The sequence below is a fragment of the Halomonas sp. LMYGS-3 genome, assembly GCF_059509875.1.
The window spans coordinates 142,618-163,667 of the sequence record NZ_JCAKFQ010000002.1; the positions used below are offsets into that span (position 1 = coordinate 142,618).

The 21,050-nt window shown below is 68.5% G+C and carries 17 protein-coding genes; 16 read left to right on the forward strand and 1 reads right to left on the reverse strand.

Annotated elements, in window-relative coordinates:
* The first annotated feature begins 1 nt into the window (after position 1).
* From AC5W54_RS02895 to lpxC, 12 genes are all read left to right on the forward strand, one after another.
* Entirely contained in the window at positions 2-1,522 is a 1,521-nt protein-coding gene (locus AC5W54_RS02895; protein ID WP_495960559.1) for a UDP-N-acetylmuramoyl-L-alanyl-D-glutamate--2,6-diaminopimelate ligase, read from the forward strand.
* The gene (locus AC5W54_RS02900; RefSeq protein WP_495960560.1) at positions 1,519-2,898 is read left to right on the forward strand and encodes a UDP-N-acetylmuramoyl-tripeptide--D-alanyl-D-alanine ligase; all 1,380 of its coding nucleotides are present in this window, start codon (positions 1,519-1,521) and stop codon (positions 2,896-2,898) included. Before AC5W54_RS02895 ends, AC5W54_RS02900 begins: the two co-directional genes overlap by 4 nt.
* 9 nt (positions 2,899-2,907) lie before the next feature.
* Positions 2,908-3,990 carry a phospho-N-acetylmuramoyl-pentapeptide-transferase gene (mraY, locus tag AC5W54_RS02905; RefSeq protein ID WP_495960561.1) on the forward strand — a complete coding sequence of 361 codons (1,083 nt, stop codon included), beginning with the start codon at positions 2,908-2,910 and terminating at the stop codon, positions 3,988-3,990.
* Positions 3,991-4,047: 57 nt separating this feature from the next.
* A complete protein-coding gene (gene murD, locus AC5W54_RS02910; protein WP_495960562.1) occupies positions 4,048-5,424 on the forward strand; it encodes a UDP-N-acetylmuramoyl-L-alanine--D-glutamate ligase in 1,377 nt (458 codons plus the stop codon).
* Positions 5,421-6,647 carry a putative lipid II flippase FtsW gene (ftsW, locus tag AC5W54_RS02915; protein WP_495960563.1) on the forward strand — a complete coding sequence of 409 codons (1,227 nt, stop codon included), beginning with the start codon at positions 5,421-5,423 and terminating at the stop codon, positions 6,645-6,647. The genes murD and ftsW overlap by 4 nt, the downstream gene beginning before the upstream one ends.
* Positions 6,644-7,732 (forward strand): undecaprenyldiphospho-muramoylpentapeptide beta-N-acetylglucosaminyltransferase, encoded by a 1,089-nt coding sequence (gene murG / locus AC5W54_RS02920; RefSeq protein WP_495960564.1) that lies wholly within the window; start codon positions 6,644-6,646, stop codon positions 7,730-7,732. Before ftsW ends, murG begins: the two co-directional genes overlap by 4 nt.
* A 58-nt stretch (positions 7,733-7,790) precedes the next feature.
* Positions 7,791-9,203: a UDP-N-acetylmuramate--L-alanine ligase gene (murC, locus tag AC5W54_RS02925; protein WP_495960565.1), complete on the forward strand. Its 1,413-nt coding sequence runs from the start codon at positions 7,791-7,793 to the stop codon at positions 9,201-9,203.
* Positions 9,200-10,129, forward strand: a complete 930-nt coding sequence (locus AC5W54_RS02930) for a D-alanine--D-alanine ligase (RefSeq protein ID WP_495960566.1) — start codon at positions 9,200-9,202, stop codon at positions 10,127-10,129. Before murC ends, AC5W54_RS02930 begins: the two co-directional genes overlap by 4 nt.
* Complete coding sequence (locus AC5W54_RS02935) at positions 10,126-10,851, forward strand: cell division protein FtsQ/DivIB (protein ID WP_495960567.1); 726 nt, start codon at positions 10,126-10,128, stop codon at positions 10,849-10,851. Before AC5W54_RS02930 ends, AC5W54_RS02935 begins: the two co-directional genes overlap by 4 nt.
* A gap of 198 nt (positions 10,852-11,049) precedes the next feature.
* Positions 11,050-12,339, forward strand: coding sequence for a cell division protein FtsA (gene ftsA, locus AC5W54_RS02940; RefSeq protein ID WP_495960568.1), 1,290 nt, complete (start codon positions 11,050-11,052; stop codon positions 12,337-12,339).
* 34 nt (positions 12,340-12,373) lie between these two features.
* Positions 12,374-13,549 (forward strand): cell division protein FtsZ, encoded by a 1,176-nt coding sequence (gene ftsZ / locus AC5W54_RS02945; protein WP_495960569.1) that lies wholly within the window; start codon positions 12,374-12,376, stop codon positions 13,547-13,549.
* A gap of 111 nt (positions 13,550-13,660) precedes the next feature.
* Positions 13,661-14,572, forward strand: coding sequence for a UDP-3-O-acyl-N-acetylglucosamine deacetylase (lpxC, locus tag AC5W54_RS02950; protein WP_495960570.1), 912 nt, complete (start codon positions 13,661-13,663; stop codon positions 14,570-14,572).
* Positions 14,573-14,667: 95 nt separating this feature from the next.
* Here lpxC and AC5W54_RS02955 read toward each other — a convergent pair whose 3' ends face one another.
* The gene (locus AC5W54_RS02955) at positions 14,668-15,126 is read right to left on the reverse strand and encodes a DUF721 domain-containing protein (protein ID WP_495960571.1); all 459 of its coding nucleotides are present in this window, start codon (positions 15,124-15,126) and stop codon (positions 14,668-14,670) included.
* A 108-nt stretch (positions 15,127-15,234) separates the two neighbouring features.
* On the opposite strand from AC5W54_RS02955, the gene AC5W54_RS02960 reads away from it, so the two are divergent.
* From AC5W54_RS02960 to AC5W54_RS02975, 4 genes are all read left to right on the forward strand, one after another.
* Entirely contained in the window at positions 15,235-15,603 is a 369-nt protein-coding gene (locus tag AC5W54_RS02960; protein WP_495960572.1) for a hypothetical protein, read from the forward strand.
* Between the two features lie 67 nt (positions 15,604-15,670).
* Positions 15,671-18,412, forward strand: a complete 2,742-nt coding sequence (gene secA / locus AC5W54_RS02965; RefSeq protein WP_495960573.1) for a preprotein translocase subunit SecA — start codon at positions 15,671-15,673, stop codon at positions 18,410-18,412.
* A gap of 215 nt (positions 18,413-18,627) precedes the next feature.
* Complete coding sequence (gene argJ / locus AC5W54_RS02970) at positions 18,628-19,857, forward strand: bifunctional glutamate N-acetyltransferase/amino-acid acetyltransferase ArgJ (RefSeq protein ID WP_495960574.1); 1,230 nt, start codon at positions 18,628-18,630, stop codon at positions 19,855-19,857.
* An 87-nt stretch (positions 19,858-19,944) separates the two neighbouring features.
* Positions 19,945-20,892 carry a Nudix family hydrolase gene (locus tag AC5W54_RS02975; protein WP_495960695.1) on the forward strand — a complete coding sequence of 316 codons (948 nt, stop codon included), beginning with the start codon at positions 19,945-19,947 and terminating at the stop codon, positions 20,890-20,892.
* The last annotated feature ends 158 nt before the right edge of the window (positions 20,893-21,050 follow it).

Below are 21,050 nucleotides of genomic sequence, written 5' to 3' on the forward strand. Positions count from 1 at the left end.
CATGCAGGTGAATGCAGCGCGGTTGGTCGCGACCCTGAGGCAGGGGTGGCCCGGGGTCGAGCTGCCCCGGCTGGGCGAGCGTCCGCTCCGCCTGTCCATGGACAGCCGTGGCCTGGCCACCGGCGATGTCTTCGTCGCCGTGCCCGGTGTGGCGAGCGATGGCCGCGACTTCGTCGCCGCGGCCCTCGAGGCCGGCGCCGCCCTGGTGCTCGCCCATCGGGAGGCCGGTGAGCCGCCGGCCGTGCCGGCCGACCCGCGGGTGGTGTCGCTCGATGGGCTGCGCGGTCGCCTCGGCGAGCTGGGGCGCGAGCTCTTCGTCGTGCCCGCCGACCTGGAGCTGGTCGGCGTGACCGGTACCAATGGCAAGAGCTCGGTGACCCATTACCTGGCCGAGCTGAGCCGGGCCCTCGGTGTCGATACCGGCCTGGTGGGCACCCTGGGCCACGGCCGTCCTGGCGCGCTGCGCGAGGGCGCCCTGACCACGCCGGGGCCGCTGGCCCTGCAGGCGTCGCTCGGCGAACTCGCCGCGAGCGGGGTCCGGCGCGTGGCCATGGAGGTCTCCTCCCATGCCCTGGAGCAGGGGCGCCTGGAGGGCTGCCGGATCACCGCGGCGCTCTTCACCAACCTGACCCGCGACCATCTCGACTACCACGGCAGCATGGCCGCCTATGCCGCGGCCAAGGCACGGCTCTTCCGCCGGCCCGAGCTCGAACTCGCCGTGGTCAATGCCGGCGACCCGCTGGCCCGGCTGATGCTGGCGGGCCTTGGCACCGGCGTCCGGGTGCTGGCCATCGGCGAGGACGAGGCGGTGACCCTGAGGGTCGTGGACTGGCAGCCCCACGACGCCGGACAGCGGGCGCTGGTCGCCACGCCGGAGGGCGAGCGGATTCTCGAGCTGCCGCTGCTGGGGCGCTTCAACCTCGACAACGTCCTGCTCGCCATCGCGGCACTCTACGGACTCGGCCACGAGCTGGAGGCGTTGTTCGCCGCCGCCGGCGAGCTGACACCGGTGCCGGGGCGCATGCAGGCGCTCGTCCGTCCGGGTGCCCCCACGGTGGTGATCGATTACGCCCATACCCCGGATGCCCTGGAGAGCGCCCTCGCGGCACTGGCGGCGCACCTGCCGGGCGACGGCCGGCTGTGGTGCCTGTTCGGCTGCGGCGGCGATCGCGACGCCGGCAAGCGCCCGCTGATGGCGGCCGCCGCCGAGCGCCATGCCGATCGCCTGGTGGTCACCGACGACAATCCGCGCGGCGAGGAGCCCGCGACGATCCGCGGCCAGATGCTCGCCGGACTGTCGGATGCGGCGCGCACACGCGCCTGGGAGCTGGGGGGGCGAGCCGAGGCGATCGCCCGCGTGCTGGCCGAGGCCGGTGCCGACGACGTGGTGCTGATCGCCGGCAAGGGGCACGAGACCTACCAGGAGATCACGGGGGTGCGTCACCCCTTCTCCGACCTCGACGCGGCCGAGCGGGCCCTGGTGGCCCGCGCGGGGCAGGCTGGCGAGGAGGGAGTGCCATGAGCCAGGCCGGCCTGTCTACCCTGGCCGCGGTGGCGGACGCCCTGGGGCTGCCGGCACCGGCCGAGGACCTCGCGATCACTGCCATCGTCACCGATACCCGTCGGCTGGTGCGCGGTTGCCTCTTCGTGGCGCTCAAGGGCGAGCGCTTCGATGCCCACGACTTCCTCGACCAGGCCCGGGAGGGCGGCGCCGTGGCGGCCGTGGTCGAGAGAGAGGTGGAGCGATCGGTGAATGACCCGCTGCCGCAGCTGGTGGTGGCGGACACCCGGCTGGCCCTGGGGCTGCTCGGCCGGGCACGGCGTCGTGCCTGGGGTGGCCCGCTGGTGGCGGTGACCGGCAACAGCGGCAAGACCACGGTGAAGGAGCTGCTCGCGGCGCTGCTGTCCCGCCGCGGGCCGACGCTGGCGACCCGCGGCAATCTCAATAACGACATCGGTGCCCCGCTGACCCTGCTAGAACTCGCGCACGGTCATCGCCAGGCGGTGGTGGAGCTGGGGGCCAACCACCTCGGCGAGATCGCCTGGACCGCGGTGCTGGCCGAGCCACGGGTGGCGGTGATCACCAATGTCACCGGCGCCCATGTGGGCGAGTTCGGCGGTACCGGCCGCATCGCCCAGGCCAAGGCGGAGATCCTCGTCGGGCTCGCTGCCGATGGGGTGGCGGTGCTCAATCGCGACGACGCCTATTTTGCCACCTGGGCGCGGCTGGCCGCGCCCAGGGAGGTGCTCGACTTCGGCCTGGAGGGGCGGGCCCGGGTCACGGCCTCCGCGCTGGCCTGCGACGCTCTCGGGCGCTATGCTTTCACGCTTGTCGTGGATGGGCGTGACCTCGGCCGCGTGCAGCTCGCCCTGCTGGGGCGCCACAACGTGGCGAACGCCCTGGCCGCGGCCGCGGCCGCGCTGGCCATGGGCCTCGACGAGGCCGATGTGCTCGTCGGCCTCGCCGCGGTGGCGCCGATGCCCGGGCGGCTCTCCGTGATGGAGGGGATCAACGCCACACGACTGCTGGATGATACGTATAATGCCAACCCCGGCGCGGTGAGGGCGGCGCTCGAGCTGCTGGTGGCGCTGCCCGGGCCGCGCTGGTGCCTGCTGGGCGCCATGGGCGAACTGGGGGAGGCGTCCGACCGGCTGCACGCCGAGATCGGACGCCATGCGCGGGAACTGGGGATCGACTTCCTCGGCACCTACGGCGAAGCGGCGCGGCCGGCGAGCCACGCCTTCGGCGAGGGTGGGTGCCACTTCGACGATCGGGAGGCGCTGACGCGCCACGTCCTCAACCATCTGCCGCCAGGGGCCAGCGTGCTGGTCAAGGGGTCGCGCAGTGCCGGCATGGAAAGGGTGGTTGCCGCACTGCGCGCGGATGCATCAAGGTGAACGCGATACATGCTGCTTTATCTGGCCAATCTACTGGCGCAATTCTTCAGCGCCTTCAATGTCTTCAACTATCTGACCCTGCGCATGATCCTGGGGACCCTCACCGCCCTGGTGCTCTGCCTGTGGCTCGGGCCGGTAATGATCCGCCGCCTGGTGGAGCGCCAGATCGGCCAGGCGGTGCGTGACGACGGCCCCCAGTCGCACCTCTCCAAGGCCGGCACCCCGACCATGGGGGGCGCGATGATCCTGATGGCCATCGCCGTCAGCACCCTGCTGTGGGGGGACCTCGCCAACCACTATGTGTGGATCGTGCTGGCGGTGACCCTGGGCTTCGGGGCCATCGGCTGGGTCGACGACTACCGCAAGGTGGTGGAGAAGAACCCGCGCGGCCTGCCGGCACGCTGGAAGTACTTCTGGCAGTCGGTGATCGGCCTGGCGGCCGCCGCCGTGCTCTACGTCACCGCGGTCGAGCCGGCGGAGACCAGCCTGATCGTGCCGCTGTTCAAGGACATCGTGCTGCCGCTCGGGGTGTTCTATCTGGTGCTCACCTACCTGGTGATCGTCGGTAGCTCCAACGCGGTCAACCTCACCGACGGCCTCGACGGGTTGGCGATCATGCCCACCGTGCTGGTGGCCATGGGGCTGGCGGTCTTCGCCTACGCCAGCGGCAACGCGGTGTTCGCCAATTACCTGCAGATCCCCAACATCGCCGGTGCCGGCGAGCTGGCGGTGTTCTGCGCCACCATCGCCGGGGCCGGGCTGGGGTTCCTGTGGTTCAACACCTACCCGGCCCAGGTGTTCATGGGCGACGTCGGGGCACTCGCCCTGGGCGCGGCGCTGGGCGTGGTGGCGGTGATCGTGCGTCAGGAGATAGTGCTGTTCATCATGGGCGGTATCTTCGTCATGGAGACCGTCTCGGTGATCCTCCAGGTGGGCTCCTACAAGCTCACCGGGCGGCGGATCTTCCGCATGGCGCCACTGCATCACCACTACGAGCTCAAGGGCTGGCCGGAGCCGCGGGTCATCGTGCGCTTCTGGATCATCACCGTGGTCCTGGTGCTGATCGGCCTGGCCACGCTGAAGGTTCGCTGAACGGATTCGCAGTGCCCCGCGGGGGGTGATCGTCAACGCCTTACGCAGGAGCCAACCATGGTCAAGGTGCCGAAGGGAGTCACGCTGGTGGTCGGGCTCGGGATCTCGGGTCGCGCCATCTGTCGCCATCTGGCGCGTCAGGGCACGCCCTTCATGGTCGCCGACACCCGGGCGTCGCCGCCCGGGCTGGATGACTTTCGTGCCGCCCATCCGGGGGTCGAGATCCACTGCGGGCCGCTGAGTGCCCTCGACCTCTCCGCGGCCGAGGAGGTGGTGCTCAGCCCGGGGGTCGATCCGCGTACCCCGGGACTGGCCGAGCTCGCTGAGCGTACCCGCGAGGCCACCGGCGAGCCGCTGCTGGTGGGCGAGATCGCGCTCTTCGTGCGCGCCTGTCGCACGCCGATCGTCGCTATCACCGGCTCGAATGCCAAGTCCACCGTCACCACCCTGATCGGCGAGATGGCCCGGGAAGCCGGCCGCCGGGTGGCGGTGGGGGGCAACCTGGGGATCCCGGCCCTGGACCTGCTCCACGACGCGCCCCACGCCGATTGCTACGTGCTCGAGCTCTCGAGCTTCCAGCTCGAGCTCACACCGTGGCTCGGGGCCGAGAGCGCCGTCTTCCTGAACCTTTCCGAGGATCACCTCGACCGCCACCGCGACATGGTCGGCTACCGTGCCGCCAAGCTCAGGATCTTTCGTGGCGCTCGCCATGGGGTGATCAACGCCGAGGATCCCATGACCTGGCCCGAGACCCGTCTGCCGGCGCAGGATCGCTTCACCACCCGCGCCCCCGAGGCCGGCGACTGGGGCATCGGCCGCCGTGAGGGGCGCGACTGGCTGATGCGCGGCGACGAGCCGCTGATGCCCGCCGGCGAGGTGTGCCTGCCGGGGCGCCATAACCAGGCCAATGCCCTGGCGGCGCTGGCCGTGGGTCGCCACCTCGCGCTGCCGGTCGACGCCATGTGCCGCGTGCTGCGCCGCTTCCCCGGTCTGCCGCACCGCGGCGAACTGGTGGCCGAGGTCCGCGGGGTGCGCTGGATCAACGACTCCAAGGGCACCAATGTGGGGGCCACCCTGGCCGCCATTGCGGGGCTTGGCCCGACCCTCGAGGGGCGGCTCGTGCTACTCGCCGGCGGGGTGGGCAAGGGCGCCGACTTCCGGCCGCTGGCCGAGCCTTTGGCCCGCTACGGCCGCGCGGCGGTCCTCTTCGGACGGGACGCCGAGCACCTGGCGCGAGCGCTGCGCGGCCGAGTGCCGGTGATCCGGGTGGAGAACCTGGAAGCCGCCGTGGCGCGAAGCGCCGAACTCGCCGAACCCGGCGACTGCGTGCTGCTCTCGCCGGCCTGTGCCAGCCTCGATCAGTTCGCCGACTATCAGGAGCGGGGCGAAGCGTTCCGTCGCTGGGTACAGCGCCTGGCGGGGAGTGGGCGATGAAACGCCTGGCCCGCTGGCGCGAGCGCCTCTCCACCCACGACCAGCCCTTCGATGGCTGGTTGCTGTTGGCGGCCCTGTCGCTGATGCTGATCGGCTGGGTGATGGTCACCTCGGCGTCCACCGGGGTCGCCTCGAGCCTGACCGGCAACGCCTACTACTTCAGTATCCGTCACGGTGCCTTCCTGCTGCTGGCGCTGCTGGCCGCGGCGCTGGTGCTGCGGGTGCCGCTGCTGTGGTGGAAGGCCAACGGCCCGCTGCTGCTGCTGGTGGGGATCGCCCTGCTGGTGCTGGTGCTGCTGGTGGGGCGCGAGATCAACGGCAGCAAGCGCTGGCTGTCGCTTCCCGGGGTGCCCTTCAACCTGCAGGCCTCGGAGGTCGCCAAGCTCTGCCTGATCGTCTACATGGCCGGTTACCTGGAGCGTTTCCTGCCCCAGGTGAGGCAGCAGTGGGGGGCCTTCCTGCGCCCGCTACTGGTGATGGCGCTGGTCGCCTTGCTGCTGATCCTCGAGCCCGATTACGGTGCCGTGGTGGTGATGACCGGTTGCGTGATGGGCATGCTGTTGCTGGCCGGGGCGCCCTGGGGGCGTTTCGTGTTGCTGCTGGGCCTGGTGGGGGTGGCGGGCTTCTACGTGGCGATTGCCGAACCCTATCGCCTGGCTCGCCTGACCAGCTTCGCCGACCCCTGGGCGGACCAGTTCGCCAGCGGCTACCAGTTGACCCAGGCCCTGATCGCCTTCGGGCGAGGCCACTGGCTGGGCATGGGGCTCGGCAACAGCGTGCAGAAGCTCTTCTACTTGCCCGAGGCCCATACCGACTTCGTCTTCGCCGTGCTGGCCGAGGAGCTCGGCCTGTTCGGCGCCATCGGTGTGGTCGGGCTCTTTGCCCTGCTGATCTGGCGCGCCATGGCAGTAGGCCGGCGTGCCGAGCTGGCCAGGCTGCCCTTCGCCGCCTACCTGAGCTATGGCATCGCCCTGGTGATCGGCGCCCAGGCCTTCATCAACATCGCGGTGAGCACCGGCATGCTGCCCACCAAGGGGTTGACCCTGCCGCTGCTCAGCTATGGCGGTTCGAGCCTGCTGGTCAGCGCCGTGATGATGGCGCTGTTGCTGCGGGCCGACATCGAGACCCGCCAGGCGGCGCGCCGGTCGAAACCGACCGCGCCGCGAGAGGGGCCCGGCCCGCACCGCAAATCCCGTCTCGACCAGCGAGGAGCGGTCCAGTGAGCAAGCGTCCGGGGCGTCGTGCCCTGATCATGGCCGGGGGCACTGGTGGCCATGTGATTCCGGCCCTGTCGCTGGCCCGGGGGTTAGCGGCCGAGGGGATCGAGGTCGAGTGGCTGGGCAGCCCGCGGGGGATCGAGAATCGCCTGGTCCCCGAGGCCGGCATTCCCCTGCACCGCATCGCGGTGGCGGGCCTGCGGGGCAACGGCGCCGCCGGCTGGCTGCTCGCGCCGTTCAACCTGACCCGGGCCATCTGGCAGGCCTGGCGCATCATCCGCGCCTATGACCCCCAGCTGGTGGTGGGCCTGGGAGGGTTCGCCAGCGGGCCCGGTGGGCTCGCGGCCTGGCTATCGCGCCGGCCGTTGGTGATCCATGAGCAGAACGCGGTAGCCGGCCTGACCAACAAGGCCCTGGCGCGACTGGCCCGGCGCGTCTACGCCGCCTTTCCCCAGGCCTTCCTCGGACGCGGTGAGGTGATTGGCAACCCGGTGCGCGACGAGATCGCCGCGCTGGGCGAGCGGCCGAGGCGTGCCGGCGAGATGATGGACAGGCCCTTGCGCCTGCTGGTGGTGGGCGGTTCGTTGGGGGCCCGGGCACTCAACGACACCCTGCCCGAGGCGCTGTCCACCCTGCCCGCGGCGCGTCGTCCCGCGGTGCGCCATCAGGCCGGTCGCGACAAGGAGGCGGCGACCCGGGAGGCCTATGCCGCTTGCGGTGTGGAGGCCGAGGTCACGGCCTTCATCGACGACATGGCCGGGGCCTACGACTGGGCCGACCTGGTGGTCTGCCGCGCCGGGGCGCTCACCGTGGCCGAACTGGCAGCGGCGGCCAAGCCGGCGCTCTTCGTTCCCTTTCCCTATGCGGTGGACGACCACCAGACCGCCAACGCCCGGGCATTGGTAACCCACGGGGCCGCCGAGCTGCTGCCCCAGTCCGAACTGACGGCGTCGTCGCTGGCCGAGTGCCTGGCGACGTTGCTGAACCCCGAGACCCTTGCCACCATGGGCGCGCACGCGCGAGCCTGTGCGCACCTCGACGCCGTCGAGCGCCTGGTGGCCGGCTGCATGGAGACAGGTTTTGAGCGATAGCACACCCGGGCCGGTAGCCGGCCCGTCCGTCCCCCCGAGCCACGGCCGGGGATTGGGAATGCGCCGTATTCGGCACATCCATTTCGTCGGCATCGGCGGTGCCGGCATGTGCGGCATCGCCGAGGTGCTGGCCAATGAGGGGTACCACGTCAGCGGTAGCGACCTGAACGCCTCGCCGGTGGTGGTGCGACTGCGCCACTGCGGCATCCACGTGGCCATCGGCCATGGCGCCGACAATGTCGCCGGCGCCGACGTGGTGGTGGTCTCCTCCGCGGTGGACGAGGCCAATCCCGAGATTCGCTGGGCCCACGACCACCGGGTGCCGGTGGTCAGGCGCGCCGAGATGCTCGCCGAGCTGATGCGCTTTCGCCACGGCATTGCCGTGGCCGGCACCCACGGCAAGACCACCACGACGAGCCTGACCGCCACTCTGCTCGGCGAAGGCGGGCTCGACCCCACCTTCGTCATCGGCGGCCGACTGACCAGCGCCGGTACCAATGCGCGGCTGGGGGCGGGCGACTACCTGGTCGCCGAGGCCGACGAGTCCGACGCCTCCTTCCTGCACCTGCAGCCGATGGTCTCGATCGTCACCAATATCGATGCCGATCACATGGCCACCTACGGCGGCGACTTCGAGAAGCTCAAGGGCACCTTCATCGAGTTCCTGCACAACCTGCCGTTCTATGGCCTCGCCGTGCTCTGCATCGACGACGCCAATGTGCGCGGCCTGCTCGACCGGGTGCATCGCCAGTTCGTCACCTACGGCTTCAGCGAGGATGCCGACTACCGCATCGAGGACTTCGAACAGCGCGCCGGTGAGGTGCATTTCATCGCTCGCCGGCCCGGTGGCCTGGCTCCTCTCACGGTGCGGCTGGCCATGCCCGGGCGCCACAATGCCCTCAATGCCATGGCGGCGATCGTGGTGGCCACCGACGCCGGGGTCGCCGACGAGGCCATCCTGGGAGGGCTGGCCGGATTCGCCGGCGTCGGGCGGCGCTTCCAGGTCCACGGCCACTTCCCGGCGCCGGAAGGCGGCGGCGAGGTGATGCTGGTCGACGACTACGGCCACCACCCCCGCGAGGTGGAGATGGTGATCCGGGCGGTGCGGGCCGGCTGGCCCGAGCGGCGCCTGGTGATGGTCTACCAGCCCCACCGCTATTCGCGTACCCGTGACCTCTACGAGGACTTCGTGCGCGTGCTGGCGGAGGTCGATATCCTGCTGCTGCTGGATGTCTACAGCGCCGGCGAGGCATCGATTCCCGGTGCCGACGGGCGCACCCTGGCCGGGTCGATCCGCCAGCGCGGCGAGGTCGACCCGATCTTCGTCCAGGAGAAGGGCGAGTTGCCCGGCCTGCTGGCCAGGGTGCTGCGTCCCGGCGATATCCTGATCACCCAGGGGGCGGGCGACGTGGGTGGCATCGCCCTGCGCCTGGCCGAGAAGCAGCTGAATTTCGATGAGGTCGAGCTATGAGGGCGGGCAGCAGCGATCCGGGGCGCGTGGTGGTGCTCTACGGCGGCGATTCCGCCGAGCGTGAGGTGTCGCTGAAGAGCGGTGCCGCGGTGCTGGCGGCCCTGCAGCACGCCGGGGTAGATGCCACCGGCTATGATCCCGCCGAGGGGGGGCTGGTGGGGCTCGCAGCCTTGAAGCCCGACAGGGTCTTTATCGCCCTGCACGGCCGCGGCGGCGAGGACGGTACCCTGCAGGGGGCGCTGGAACTGCTCGGCATTCCCTACACCGGTAGCGGCGTGCTGGCCTCGGCTCTGGGCATGGACAAGCAACGCACCAAGCTGGTCTGGCAGGCGCTGGGTCTGCCCACCCCGGCGTCGGTGATGCTCGGTCCCGAGGCCGACTGGGCGGCGGTGGTCGAGCAGCTCGGCCTGCCATTGATCGTCAAGCCGGTGCACGAAGGCTCGACGCTGGGCATCAGCATCGTCGACGGCCCCGCGGCGCTGGAGGCGGCCTATCGGGAAGCGGCGCGCTTCGACGCCCGGGTGATGGCCGAACGCTTCGTGCAGGGCGACGAATACACGGTATCGCTGCTCGACGGCGAGGTGTTGCCGGCGATCCGCGTCGAGGTCCCCGGCGGCTTCTACGACTACGACGCCAAGTACCTCTCCAACGATACCCTCTACCACCTGCCCTGTGGCCTCTCCCGCGAGGAGGAGGACGAACTCGCCGGGCTCTGCCGCGAGGCCTTCGAGGCGATCGGCGGCAAGGGCTGGGGACGGGTCGACGTGATGCGCGACGGCGAGGGGCGTTTCTGGCTGATCGAGGTCAACACCTCGCCGGGAATGACCGACCACAGCCTGGTGCCTCAGGCGGCGGCCCATGCCGGCATCGACTTCGAGGCGCTGGTACTGCGCATTCTCGCCAGTGCAGGGTGCGACCGGGCATGACCCGCCGGGGTGGGATGGTCGGCGTGATGCTGCTGGTGCTGCTGCTCGGCGCCGGCGGTCGTGCGTTGTGGCTGTGGCTCGACCGTCCCATCGAACGGGTCTCGATCCGCGGTGAACTCCACCATGTCAGTGCCGACTACCTACGCAGCGAACTGGCGCCGCTGATCCAGGGCCAGACCTGGCTCTCGGTAAGCCTCGGTGATCTGCGTGATCGTGCCCTGGCGATCGACTGGCTGGCCGAGGTCCGCGTCAGTCGCGAATGGCCCAATGCCTTGACCTTCGAGCTCATCGAACAGGTGCCGGTGGCGCGCTGGAACGACGACTACCTGCTTAATCCCGAGGGAGAGCCCTTCGCCTTCGGGCCGGTGTCGCCGCCCGGCGACTTGCCCGATCTGGCGGGTCCGGCGGGCAGTGGGGCCGAGGTACTCGCCTACCATCGGCGCCTGGCGTCGCGCTTCACCGACCTGGAACTCGAGATGACCCAACTGCGCCTCGAACCGCGAGGGGCCTGGCGTTTCCAGCTCGACGATGGGGTCTGGGTGATGCTGGGGCGCAACGATCGCGAGGCGCGTCTGGCGCGTCTGGCTGCCGCCTGGCAGCGACAGCTCGGTTCCCAGGCGTCGCATATCCGCTACATCGACCTGCGATATCCCAATGGTGTCGCCGTGGCCTGGCATGGAGAAACCGAGCCTGTCGGGGAGAGCGAAGACGAGGGGAGTTGAGATCTTTTTTCCCGAGGATGCGCGCGCCGCAAGGGAGCAAGGTGTTTCTTTTACGGCAAAATCGCCGTATCGTGAAGTTTGATTTTCGTAATGGGCTGGTGGATCAACCCGAGTTGTTCCTATAATTGCTCCAGACTTGTTTTTCAGGATTAAACGCCCTCTTATTTGTGGGCCAGGTACGAGGAGACTCCCCGACTCATGGCAGGTCCATCCAATGCGTCCAATATGGTAGTCGGGCTGGATATCGGAACGTCCAAGGTCGTGGCGATCGTCGGCCAACCCACCGATGATGGCGGAATCGAGATCGCCGGTATCGGCTCACACCCCTCCCGGGGCATGAAGAAGGGCGTGGTGATCAACATCGAGTCCACGGTGCAGTCGATCCAGCGTGCCGTGGAGGAGGCCGAGCTGATGGCCGGCTGCGATATCCATTCCGTCTATGTCGGGGTGGCCGGCAGCCATATCAGCTCAATGAATTCCGATGGCGTGGTGGCGATCAAGGAGCGCGAGGTGACACCCTCCGATATCGACCGTGTCATCGACTCGGCCCGCGCCCGCGCGATTTCCGAAGGCCAGCGGGTGCTGCACGTACTGCCCCAGGAGTTCTCCATCGACACCCAGGGCGGCATCCGCGAGCCGCTGGGCATGTCGGGGGTGCGGCTCGAGGCGCGCGTGCATCTGGTCACGGCCGCCCTCAATGCGGTCCAGAACATCGAGAAGTGCGTGAGGCGCTGCGGCCTGGAGGTCGATGCCATCATCCTCGAGCAACTGGCCTCGAGCCATGCGGTACTCACCGAGGATGAGCGTGAACTGGGCGTCTGCATGGTCGATATCGGCGGCGGTACCACGGATATCGCGGTCTTCACCGAGGGCGCCATCCGCCACACGTCGGTGATCCCCATCGCCGGCGACCAGGTCACCAACGACATCGCCATGGCGCTGCGTACGCCGACCCAATATGCCGAAGAGATCAAGGTCAAGTATGCCTGCGCCTTGACCCAACTGGCGGCCAGCGACGAGATGATCAAGGTGCCGAGTGTCGGCGATCGTCCGGCGCGGGATCTCTCCCGCCAGTCCCTGGCCGAGGTGGTCGAGCCGCGCTACGAGGAGCTCTTCACGCTGATTCGTGACGAGCTGCGGCGCAGCGGCTACGAGGACCTGGTGGCGGCCGGCGTGGTGCTGACCGGTGGTACCTCGCGCATGGAGGGTGTGGTGGAACTGGCGGAAGAAATCTTCCACATGCCGGTGCGTATCGCCTGCCCTCAGAACGTGCGGGGGCTTGCCGACGTGGTGCGCAACCCGATTTATTCGACCGGGGTCGGTTTGCTACATTACGCTTTGCGGGAGGCCCGGCAGGGGCTGAGTCGACAGACACAAGGTGGCGTGATCCCGGTGCAGCCGAGGCGTGAAGACGCCTCCCGACGGGGATTCAAGGAAGGGATTCCGGCGCTGGAAAGGCTGAAGGGCTGGTTGAAAGGAAATTTCTGACAGGGCCGCCGACGCGGTCCAGGAGACGGGGCATATGTTCGAACTGGTAGATAGCGCACCCTCAAGCAGTGCGGTCATCAAGGTGATCGGTGTCGGCGGTGGTGGCGGCAATGCCGTGAACCACATGGTCGAGAGCAACATCGAGGGCGTGGAGTTCATCTGCGCCAACACCGACGCCCAGGCCCTGAAGCGGGTCGCGGCCAAGACCGTACTCCAGCTCGGCAGCGAGATCACCAAGGGGCTCGGCGCCGGGGCCAACCCCGATGTCGGCCGCCAGGCCGCCATGGAGGACCGAGAGCGCATCGCCGAACTGCTTGGCGGTGCCGACATGGTATTCATCACCGCCGGAATGGGCGGCGGTACCGGCACCGGTGGGGCCCCGGTGGTGGCCCAGGTGGCCAAGGAACTCGGTATCCTGACCGTGGCCGTGGTGACCCGCCCCTTTCCCTTCGAGGGCCCCAAGCGCATGCGCGCCGCCGAGGAGGGCATGAAGGAGCTCTCCGAGCATGTCGACTCCCTGATCACCATCCCCAACGAGAAGCTGCTCTCGGTGCTGGGCAAGAGCGCCAGCCTTCTCACCGCCTTCAGTGCCGCCAACGACGTGCTGCTCGGCGCGGTGCAGGGCATCGCCGAGCTGATCACCAGCCCGGGAATCATCAACGTCGATTTCGCCGACGTGCGCACCGTGATGTCCGAGATGGGCATGGCGATGATGGGCACCGGTGGCGCCACCGGCGAGAACCGTGCCCGCGAGGCTGCCGAGAAGGCGATCAGGAGCCCGCTACTCGAGGACATCGACCTCCACGGCGCCCGCGGTATCCTGGTCAACATCACCGCCGGCCCGGACCTCTCCATCGGCGAGTTCAACGACGTGGGGGCCACCGTGCAGGAGTTCGCCTCCCAGGACGCCACCATCGTGGTCGGTACCTCCATCGACATGGAGATGACCGACGAGCTGCGGGTCACCGTGGTGGCCGCGGGCCTCGAAGGTCGGCAGCAGCAGAAGGCCGCTCCGGCCCGCGAGACCGTGCGGCGTGCCGAGGGGGGTGACTATCGCCAGCGCCAGCAGCCGGCGGCGATGCGCCAGCAGGCCACCGCCAGGGTGGCCGAACCCGAGGAGGCCGCCAAGCCCCGCCCCGAGAAGCGCAAGTCTCAGGAGCTCGATGATTACCTCGACATTCCGGCCTTCCTGCGTCGTCAGGCCGATTGAGGTGCGCTATCGACGGCATCGGCAGGGTCGGGTGATGTTTTTTTGTTGAAACACTCGTTCGGTGTTATAGTGAACGGTGTTTGATAATCAACAACTGCCTGGCCACTGCCCATGATCAGACAACGTACCCTGAAGAATGTCATCCGCGCCACCGGCGTCGGCCTGCACTCCGGCAAGAAGGTCTACCTGACCCTGCGGCCGGCTCCGGTCGATACCGGCGTCGTATTCGTGCGCACCGACCTGGACCCCGAGGTGCGAATTCCGGCCCGTGCCGAGAACGTCACCGATACCACCCTGTGCACCGCCCTCTCCGCGGGAGGCGCCAAGGTCGCCACCGTCGAACACCTGATGTCGGCGCTGGCCGGCCTCGGCATCGATAATGCCTACGTGGACGTCAGTGCCCCCGAGGTGCCGATCATGGACGGCAGTGCCGGTCCCTTCGTCTTCCTGATCCAGTCGGCGGGCATCGCCGAGCAGAACGCGCCCAAGAAGTTCATCCGCATCAAACGCGAGATCGCGGTGCGCGAGGATGACAAGGAGGCGATCTTCCTGCCCCACCGGGGGTTCAAGGTCTCCTTCGCCATCGACTTCGACCACCCGGTCTTCGAGGACCAGAAGCAGACCGCCATGGTCGACTTCTCCACCACCTCCTTCGTCAAGGAGGTCTCCCGGGCGCGCACCTTCGGCTTCATGCGCGACCTCGAGTACCTGCGCTCCAACAACCTCGCGCTGGGCGGCAGCCTCGACAACGCCATCGTGGTCGACGACTACCGCATCGTGAACGAAGGCGGCCTGCGCTACGACGACGAGTTCGTCAAGCACAAGGTGCTCGACGCCATCGGCGACCTCTACCAGCTGGGCTATAGCCTGATCGGCGAGTTCCGCGGTATCAAGTCGGGCCACGCCCTCAACAATCATCTCTGCCGGGCGCTACTGGCCCAGCCCGATGCCTATGAGCTGGTTACCTTCGAGGACGAGGCCGAGATCGCCCCGATCTCCTACTCGGCACCGGCCATGGCCTGATCCGCGTTCGCTGTCCCCGCAGCCAGGCAAGACAGGGCGCCGCCACCCGATCGGGTGGCGGCGTCGTCGTGTTCCGGTGGTCGTCGACGTCCGGATCAGGGTTTCTCGGCGTGGGAGGCCAGGCGCTCCAGCGCGCGCTTGAGGCGCGGGTTCTCGACGTCGGCGGCGCAACTGGAGAGCTCGTCGGCGGCGCGGGCGGGGAGCTGGCGGACCTGGCGAAGCGGTGCGCTGGCCGGTCGCACCGGGCGTACCTTGAACTGGAAGCCGGTCACCGCCTCGAAGCCGGGCAACTGATGCAACAGTGCCAGCAGGCGGCGCTGCTCGTAGCGCAGCCAGGTCAACCAGACGGCACGGTCGGTGATCAGGGTGAGGCGCCCCTCGCGATAGCCGCCCACATGGAGGTGGTCGCGGACCTTCCCGGGCAGGTGGTCGCGCAGATGGCGCTGGGCGCGCTCGATCAGGCGTGCCGTGCGCATCAGCGAGCCGAGTTCGCCACTGCCGTCCAGTAGCCGGGACATGGGCTGTGCTCTGGGGCGCTTAACCTTTATACTCATGGGCTTGTTTCTCGGGATCTTCCCCTGATTCTCCGTATCCGGCCGCACCACTGGGGCGGCGACCGGTCAACAGCGAGAGCCTAGCACGCTCGGGAGTTCGTCGACAGCATGCCCTCCGTCCAGTCCACCCCTCGCCACGCCGCCCGCGGCCGCCGCCCCGCGGTGGTGCGCCGCCCGGCCCGCTGGTGGCTGGCCGGCCTGCTGGTGGGTTGCCTGCTGCCGGCCGGGTTGGCGCAGGTCGAGAGCCTGCGTCACGTCGAGCGGATCGCTCAGATCAGCATCCTGGCGCCGGCCCTGATCCGCGCCAGCTCGCGGCTCAAGGCTCGCCGCGCCCTGACGCGCTGGCCCTCTGGCGCCGGTCGCCTCCCGCCGCTGCCTCGCGGCGGGAGGCACCGTATATCGCCGGTCCCGCGTCGCCTCACCGCCGGCCATGACGTCCTGACGCGCCGAGGCCCGCCCGCTGCGTGGGCAAGCTGAAACCCGATTGAATGGCCGGCCGCTGCGGGGGCCGGCACGATGCCACACGCAGATTATTGGACCCTTCATGATCAATTCCCTGTTACGCAAGGTCGTCGGCTCGAAGAACGACCGCGAAGTCAAGCGCATGTCCCGGCAGGTCGCGCAGATCACCGCGCTGGAGCCGGAATTCGAAGCGCTGGACGATGCAGCACTCAAGGCGCGTACCGACGAGTTCCGTCAGCGCCTGGAGGCCGGCGAGAGCCTCGACGACCTGCTGACCGAAGCCTTCGCCGTGGTGCGCGAGGCGAGCAAGCGGGTGATGGGCATGCGCCACTTCGATGTGCAGATGATCGGCGGCATGACCCTGCATCGCGGCCGCATCGCCGAGATGAAGACCGGCGAGGGCAAGACCCTGGTGGCGACCCTGGCCGTCTATCTCAATGCCCTGCCGGCCCGGGGTGTGCACGTGGTCACGGTCAACGACTACCTGGCCCGTCGCGACGCCGAGTGGATGCGTCCGCTCTACGAGTTCCTGGGGTTGTCGGTGGGCACGATCTACGCCGGCCAGACCGCCGAAGAGAAGCGTGCCGTCTACGCCTGCGACATCACCTACGGCACCAATAACGAGTTCGGCTTCGACTATCTGCGCGACAACATGGCCTTCTCTCTCGAGGACAAGGTGCAGCGGGAGCTCCATTACGCCATCGTCGACGAGGTGGACTCGATCCTGATCGACGAGGCGCGCACGCCACTGATCATCTCCGGAGCGGTGGACGAGAACACCGAGCTCTACCAGGTGGTCGACCGCCTGGCGTTGAACCTGGTCAAGGGCGAGGTCTCGGAGGATCCGGATGCGCCGCCCAGCGGTGACTTCCTGCTCGACGAGAAGCAGAAACAGGTGGAGGTCACCGAGGAGGGGCACAACAATATCGAGGAGCTGATGCGGGCCGAAGGACTGCTCGGCGCCGAGGACTCCCTCTATGCGGCCCAGAACCTCAACCTGCTGCAGCACATGCATTCGGCGCTGCGGGCGCGTCATCTCTACCACCGTGACGTCGACTACATCGTCAAGGATGGCCAGGTGGTGATCGTCGACGAGCACACCGGCCGCACCATGCCGGGCCGGCGCTGGTCCGAGGGTCTGCACCAGGCGGTGGAGGCCAAGGAGGGCGTGGCCGTGCAGCGCGAGAGTCAGACACTCGCCTCCACCACCTTCCAGAACTACTTCCGGCTCTACGACAAGCTGGCCGGCATGACCGGCACCGCCGATACCGAGGCCTTCGAGTTCCGCCAGATCTACGGCCTGGACGTCGTGGTGATCCCCACCAACCGACCGCTGGTGCGCCAGGACCTCAACGATCTGGTCTACCTCAGTGCCGAGGAGAAGTTCGAGGCGATCATCGAGGACGTCAGGGTGCAAACGGAGGCCGGACGCCCGGTGCTGGTGGGTACCGCCTCGATCGAGACCTCGGAATACCTGGCCGGCCTGATGAAGCAGGCGGGACTCGCGTTCAACGTGCTCAACGCCAAGCAACACCAGAGTGAGGCGGAGATCATCGCCCAGGCGGGTCGCCCCGGGGCCATCACCATCGCCACCAACATGGCCGGCCGCGGTACCGATATCGTGCTCGGCGGCAACTGGGAGGCCGAGGCGGCCAGGCTGGAGAACCCGAGCAAGGAGCAGATCGAGACGCTCAAGGCCGAGTGGCAGGCGCGACACGAGGCGGTGCTGGCCGCCGGTGGCCTGCACGTGGTCGGTTCCGAGCGTCACGAGTCGCGGCGCATCGACAACCAGCTGCGTGGCCGTTCCGGCCGTCAGGGCGACCCGGGCTCCACACGCTTCTTCCTGTCACTCGAAGACAACCTGATGCGTCTGTTCGGCTCCGACCGAGTACAGCGCATGATGAAGGCCCTGGGACTCGAGCATGGCGAGGCGATCGAGCACAAGATGGTCTCCAATGCCGTGGAGCGGGCCCAGAAGAAGGTCGAGAGCCGCAACTTCGACATCCGCAAGCAGCTGCTCGAGTACGATGACGTGGCCAACGACCAGCGTCGGGTGATCTACGAACAGCGCAACGAGATCCTCGCCTCCGACGATGTCTCCGACGCCGTCAGCGGTATCCGCGAGGAGGTGCTGGATCTCGCCATCAGCGAGTTCGTGCCACCGCAGAGCCTGCCCGAACAGTGGGACCTGCCGGGACTCGAGGCGCATCTGCGCAGCGAGTTCAATCTCGAGGCGCCGGTGGTCGAGTGGTCCGAGAAGGACGAGCGCTTCCACGAGGAACAGCTGCGCGAGCGACTCCAGACCATGCACCGCGACGCCTACCAGGGCAAGGTCGAGGAGGCCGGTGTCGAGCTGATGCGGCGCTTCGAGAAGCAGGTCATGCTGCAGGTGCTCGATACCCGCTGGAAGGAGCACCTGCAGTCGATGGATCACCTGCGGCGGGGCATCCACCTGCGGGGCTATGCACAGAAGAACCCCAAGCAGGAGTACAAGCGCGAGTCCTTCGAGCTGTTCCAGTCCCTGCTGACCAACATCAAGGCCGACGTGACGCGTATTCTCAGCCATGTGAAGGTGCGTCGTCCCGAGGAGGTCGAGGAACTGGAACGCCAGCGCCGTGCGGCCCTGGAGCGGGAGAAGGCGTCCGCCGACAGCCGTCACGATGCACCCGAGGTCGCCGGCAGCGAAGCGGGTGCAGGTGCCGCCGTGCCGCCGGGTGCCGATGGCCGGCCGCTGCGCCGGGCAGGGCCCAAGGTCGGCCGCAACGACCCCTGTCCCTGCGGTTCGGGAAAGAAGTACAAGCAGTGCTGCGGCAAGCTGAGCTGACGGGCCACGGGCCACGGGCCACGGGCCAAGTGTTGCGAGACTCGAGTCAGAGGACACCATGCTGCTCGAAGCTCGAAGCTCGAAGCTCGAAGCTCGAAGCTCGAAGCTCGAAGCTCGAAGCTCGAAGCTCGAAGCTCGAAGCTCGAAGCTCGAAGCTCGAAGCTCGAAGCTCGAAGCTCGAAGCTCGAAGCGGATTCCAGACAGGAGAGAAGACCATGGCAGTGGGGGAAGCGCGTTTCCCGGCGATGCCGGCGATCGAGGGCCTGCGCCTGGGAACGACCATGGCGGGCATCAAGAAGCCCGGCCGTCGTGACCTGGTGGTGATCGAGATTCCCGAAGGGGCCAGGGTCGCAGGCTCCTTCACCCGCAACGCCTTCTGTGCCGCCCCGGTGACCGTGGCCAGGGAACATCTGGCGGCCTGTGTCGCACGCGATGAAGGGCCGCGCTATCTGGTGATCAATACCGGCAACGCCAACGCCGGCACCGGCGAGACCGGCCTGCGCGATGCCCGCGCCAGCTGCGCCGAGCTGGCGCAGCTGGGGAACGTGGTCGCGGAGCGCGTGCTGCCGTTCTCCACCGGGGTGATCGGCGAGCCGCTGCCGATGGAGCGGCTGCTCGGCGGTCTACCGGGCGCGCTCGAGGCGCTCGATGAGGGAGGCGCGGCCTGGCGCGCGGCGGGTGAGGGCATCCTGACCACCGATACCCGCGCCAAGGGCGCCAGCGTGACCCTGGCACTGGGCGACAGCCGCGTGACCATCAACGGCATCAGCAAGGGGTCGGGGATGATCCAGCCCAACATGGCCACCATGCTCGCCTTCGTGGCCACCGACGCCGCCATCGAGCAGCCGCTGCTGGAGTCGTTGCTGCGCGAGACCGTGGATCGCTCCTTCAACTGCATCACCGTGGATGGCGACACCTCCACCAACGATGCTTGCATGCTGATCGCCACCGGACGGGGGGCCGCCGTGGCCAGCGAGGAGCAGATTGCGGTGTTCCGCAATGGCCTGCAGCGGGTGATGACCGAACTGGCTCAGGCGATCATCCGCGACGGCGAAGGGGCAACCAAGTTCGTCACCCTGCAGGTCAGTTCGGCGACTAGCCGCCGGGAGGCCCTGGACGTGGCCTTCACCGTGGCCCATTCGCCACTGGTCAAGACCGCCCTCTATGCCTCAGACGCCAACTGGGGGCGCATCCTCGCCGCGGTGGGGCGTGCCCCGGTCACCGACTTCGACGTGTCGCGGGTGACCATCGACCTGGGCGAGGTGCGGCTGGTGGAGAACGGCGGCCGTGCCGGCGGCTATACCGAGGAGGCGGGCAGTGCCGTGATGGCGCGGGAGGAGATCGTCATCCGCATCGACCTGGGACGCGGCGAGGAGGCGGCCACGGTGTGGACCTCCGACCTCTCCCACGAGTATGTGAGCATCAACGCCGACTATCGCAGCTGACGGGCGGCGATGGCGGCCAATAGCCAGACAGAGACTCCGCGCAGTGCCCCGGCCCGCGCGAACCAGTTGGAAGGGTGAATGAACGCAATGGTGAAGAGAAGGGTGCATGTGGCGGCCGCCGCCATCATCAGTGCCGACGGGCGGGAGGTATTGCTCGCCCGTCGGCCGTCCAACGTCGATCATGGCGGCCTGTGGGAGTTTCCTGGCGGCAAGCTGGCGCCCTACGAAACCGGGCTCGAGGGGCTCAAGCGCGAGCTGCACGAGGAGTTGGGGGTGGAGATCCAGCGCGCCCAACCGCTGATACGCATCCACCACGAGTACTCCGACAAGCACATCCTGCTGGACGTATGGCAGGTGCATGAGTTCTCCGGCGAACCCTTCGGTCGCGAGGGGCAGGCGGTGCGCTGGGTGCCCATGGCGGAGCTGGTCAACTACCCGTTCCCGGCGGCCAACCTGCCGATCCTGCGGGCGGTGATGCTGCCCACCGAATACCTGATCACCGCCGAGGAGGACGACGAGGGGCTCTTCCTCGAGCGACTGGAGCGGGCGCTGGTCGAGGATGGGGTGCGCCTGGTGCAGTTGAGGGCCAAGATCCTGGGCGAGGCGGCCTATCTGGGGCGCGCCGAACAGGCGCTGGCGCTGTGTCGCCGTTTCGGGGCGCGTCTGCTGCTCAACGCCGAGCCGCAACTGCTGGAGCGCCTCGACGCCGACGGCATTCATCTCACCAGCGAGCGGTTGATGTCGCTGGAGCGCCGCCCCATCGCCGAGGGCAAGTGGCTTTCCGCCTCCACCCACGATCGCGCCCAGCTGGCCCAGGCCGCCCGCCTGGGCTGCGACTTCGTGACCCTCTCGCCGCTGCGCACCACGCCGTCGCACCCGGAAGTGGCGCCCATGGGCTGGCACGACTTCCAGCAGCTGGTCGAGCGCGCCGCCATGCCGGTCTTCGCGCTGGGTGGCATGACCCGCTTCGACGCCAATCACGCCCGTGCCGTGGGCGCCCAGGGCATCGCCTCGATTCGCGATTTCTGGAAATAGAGCTTGAAGCTGGAAGCTTGAAGAAGAACCCCCGTCGGCCGGCGGGGGTTCTTCACAAGCATTGATGAGAAATCAGCTGGTTGGGTCGACTCCGTGGCGGGCAGCCAGCGCTGGGAGGCCCTATGGGGTCAGACCCCGGCGGCGTCGAATCTGCTCGC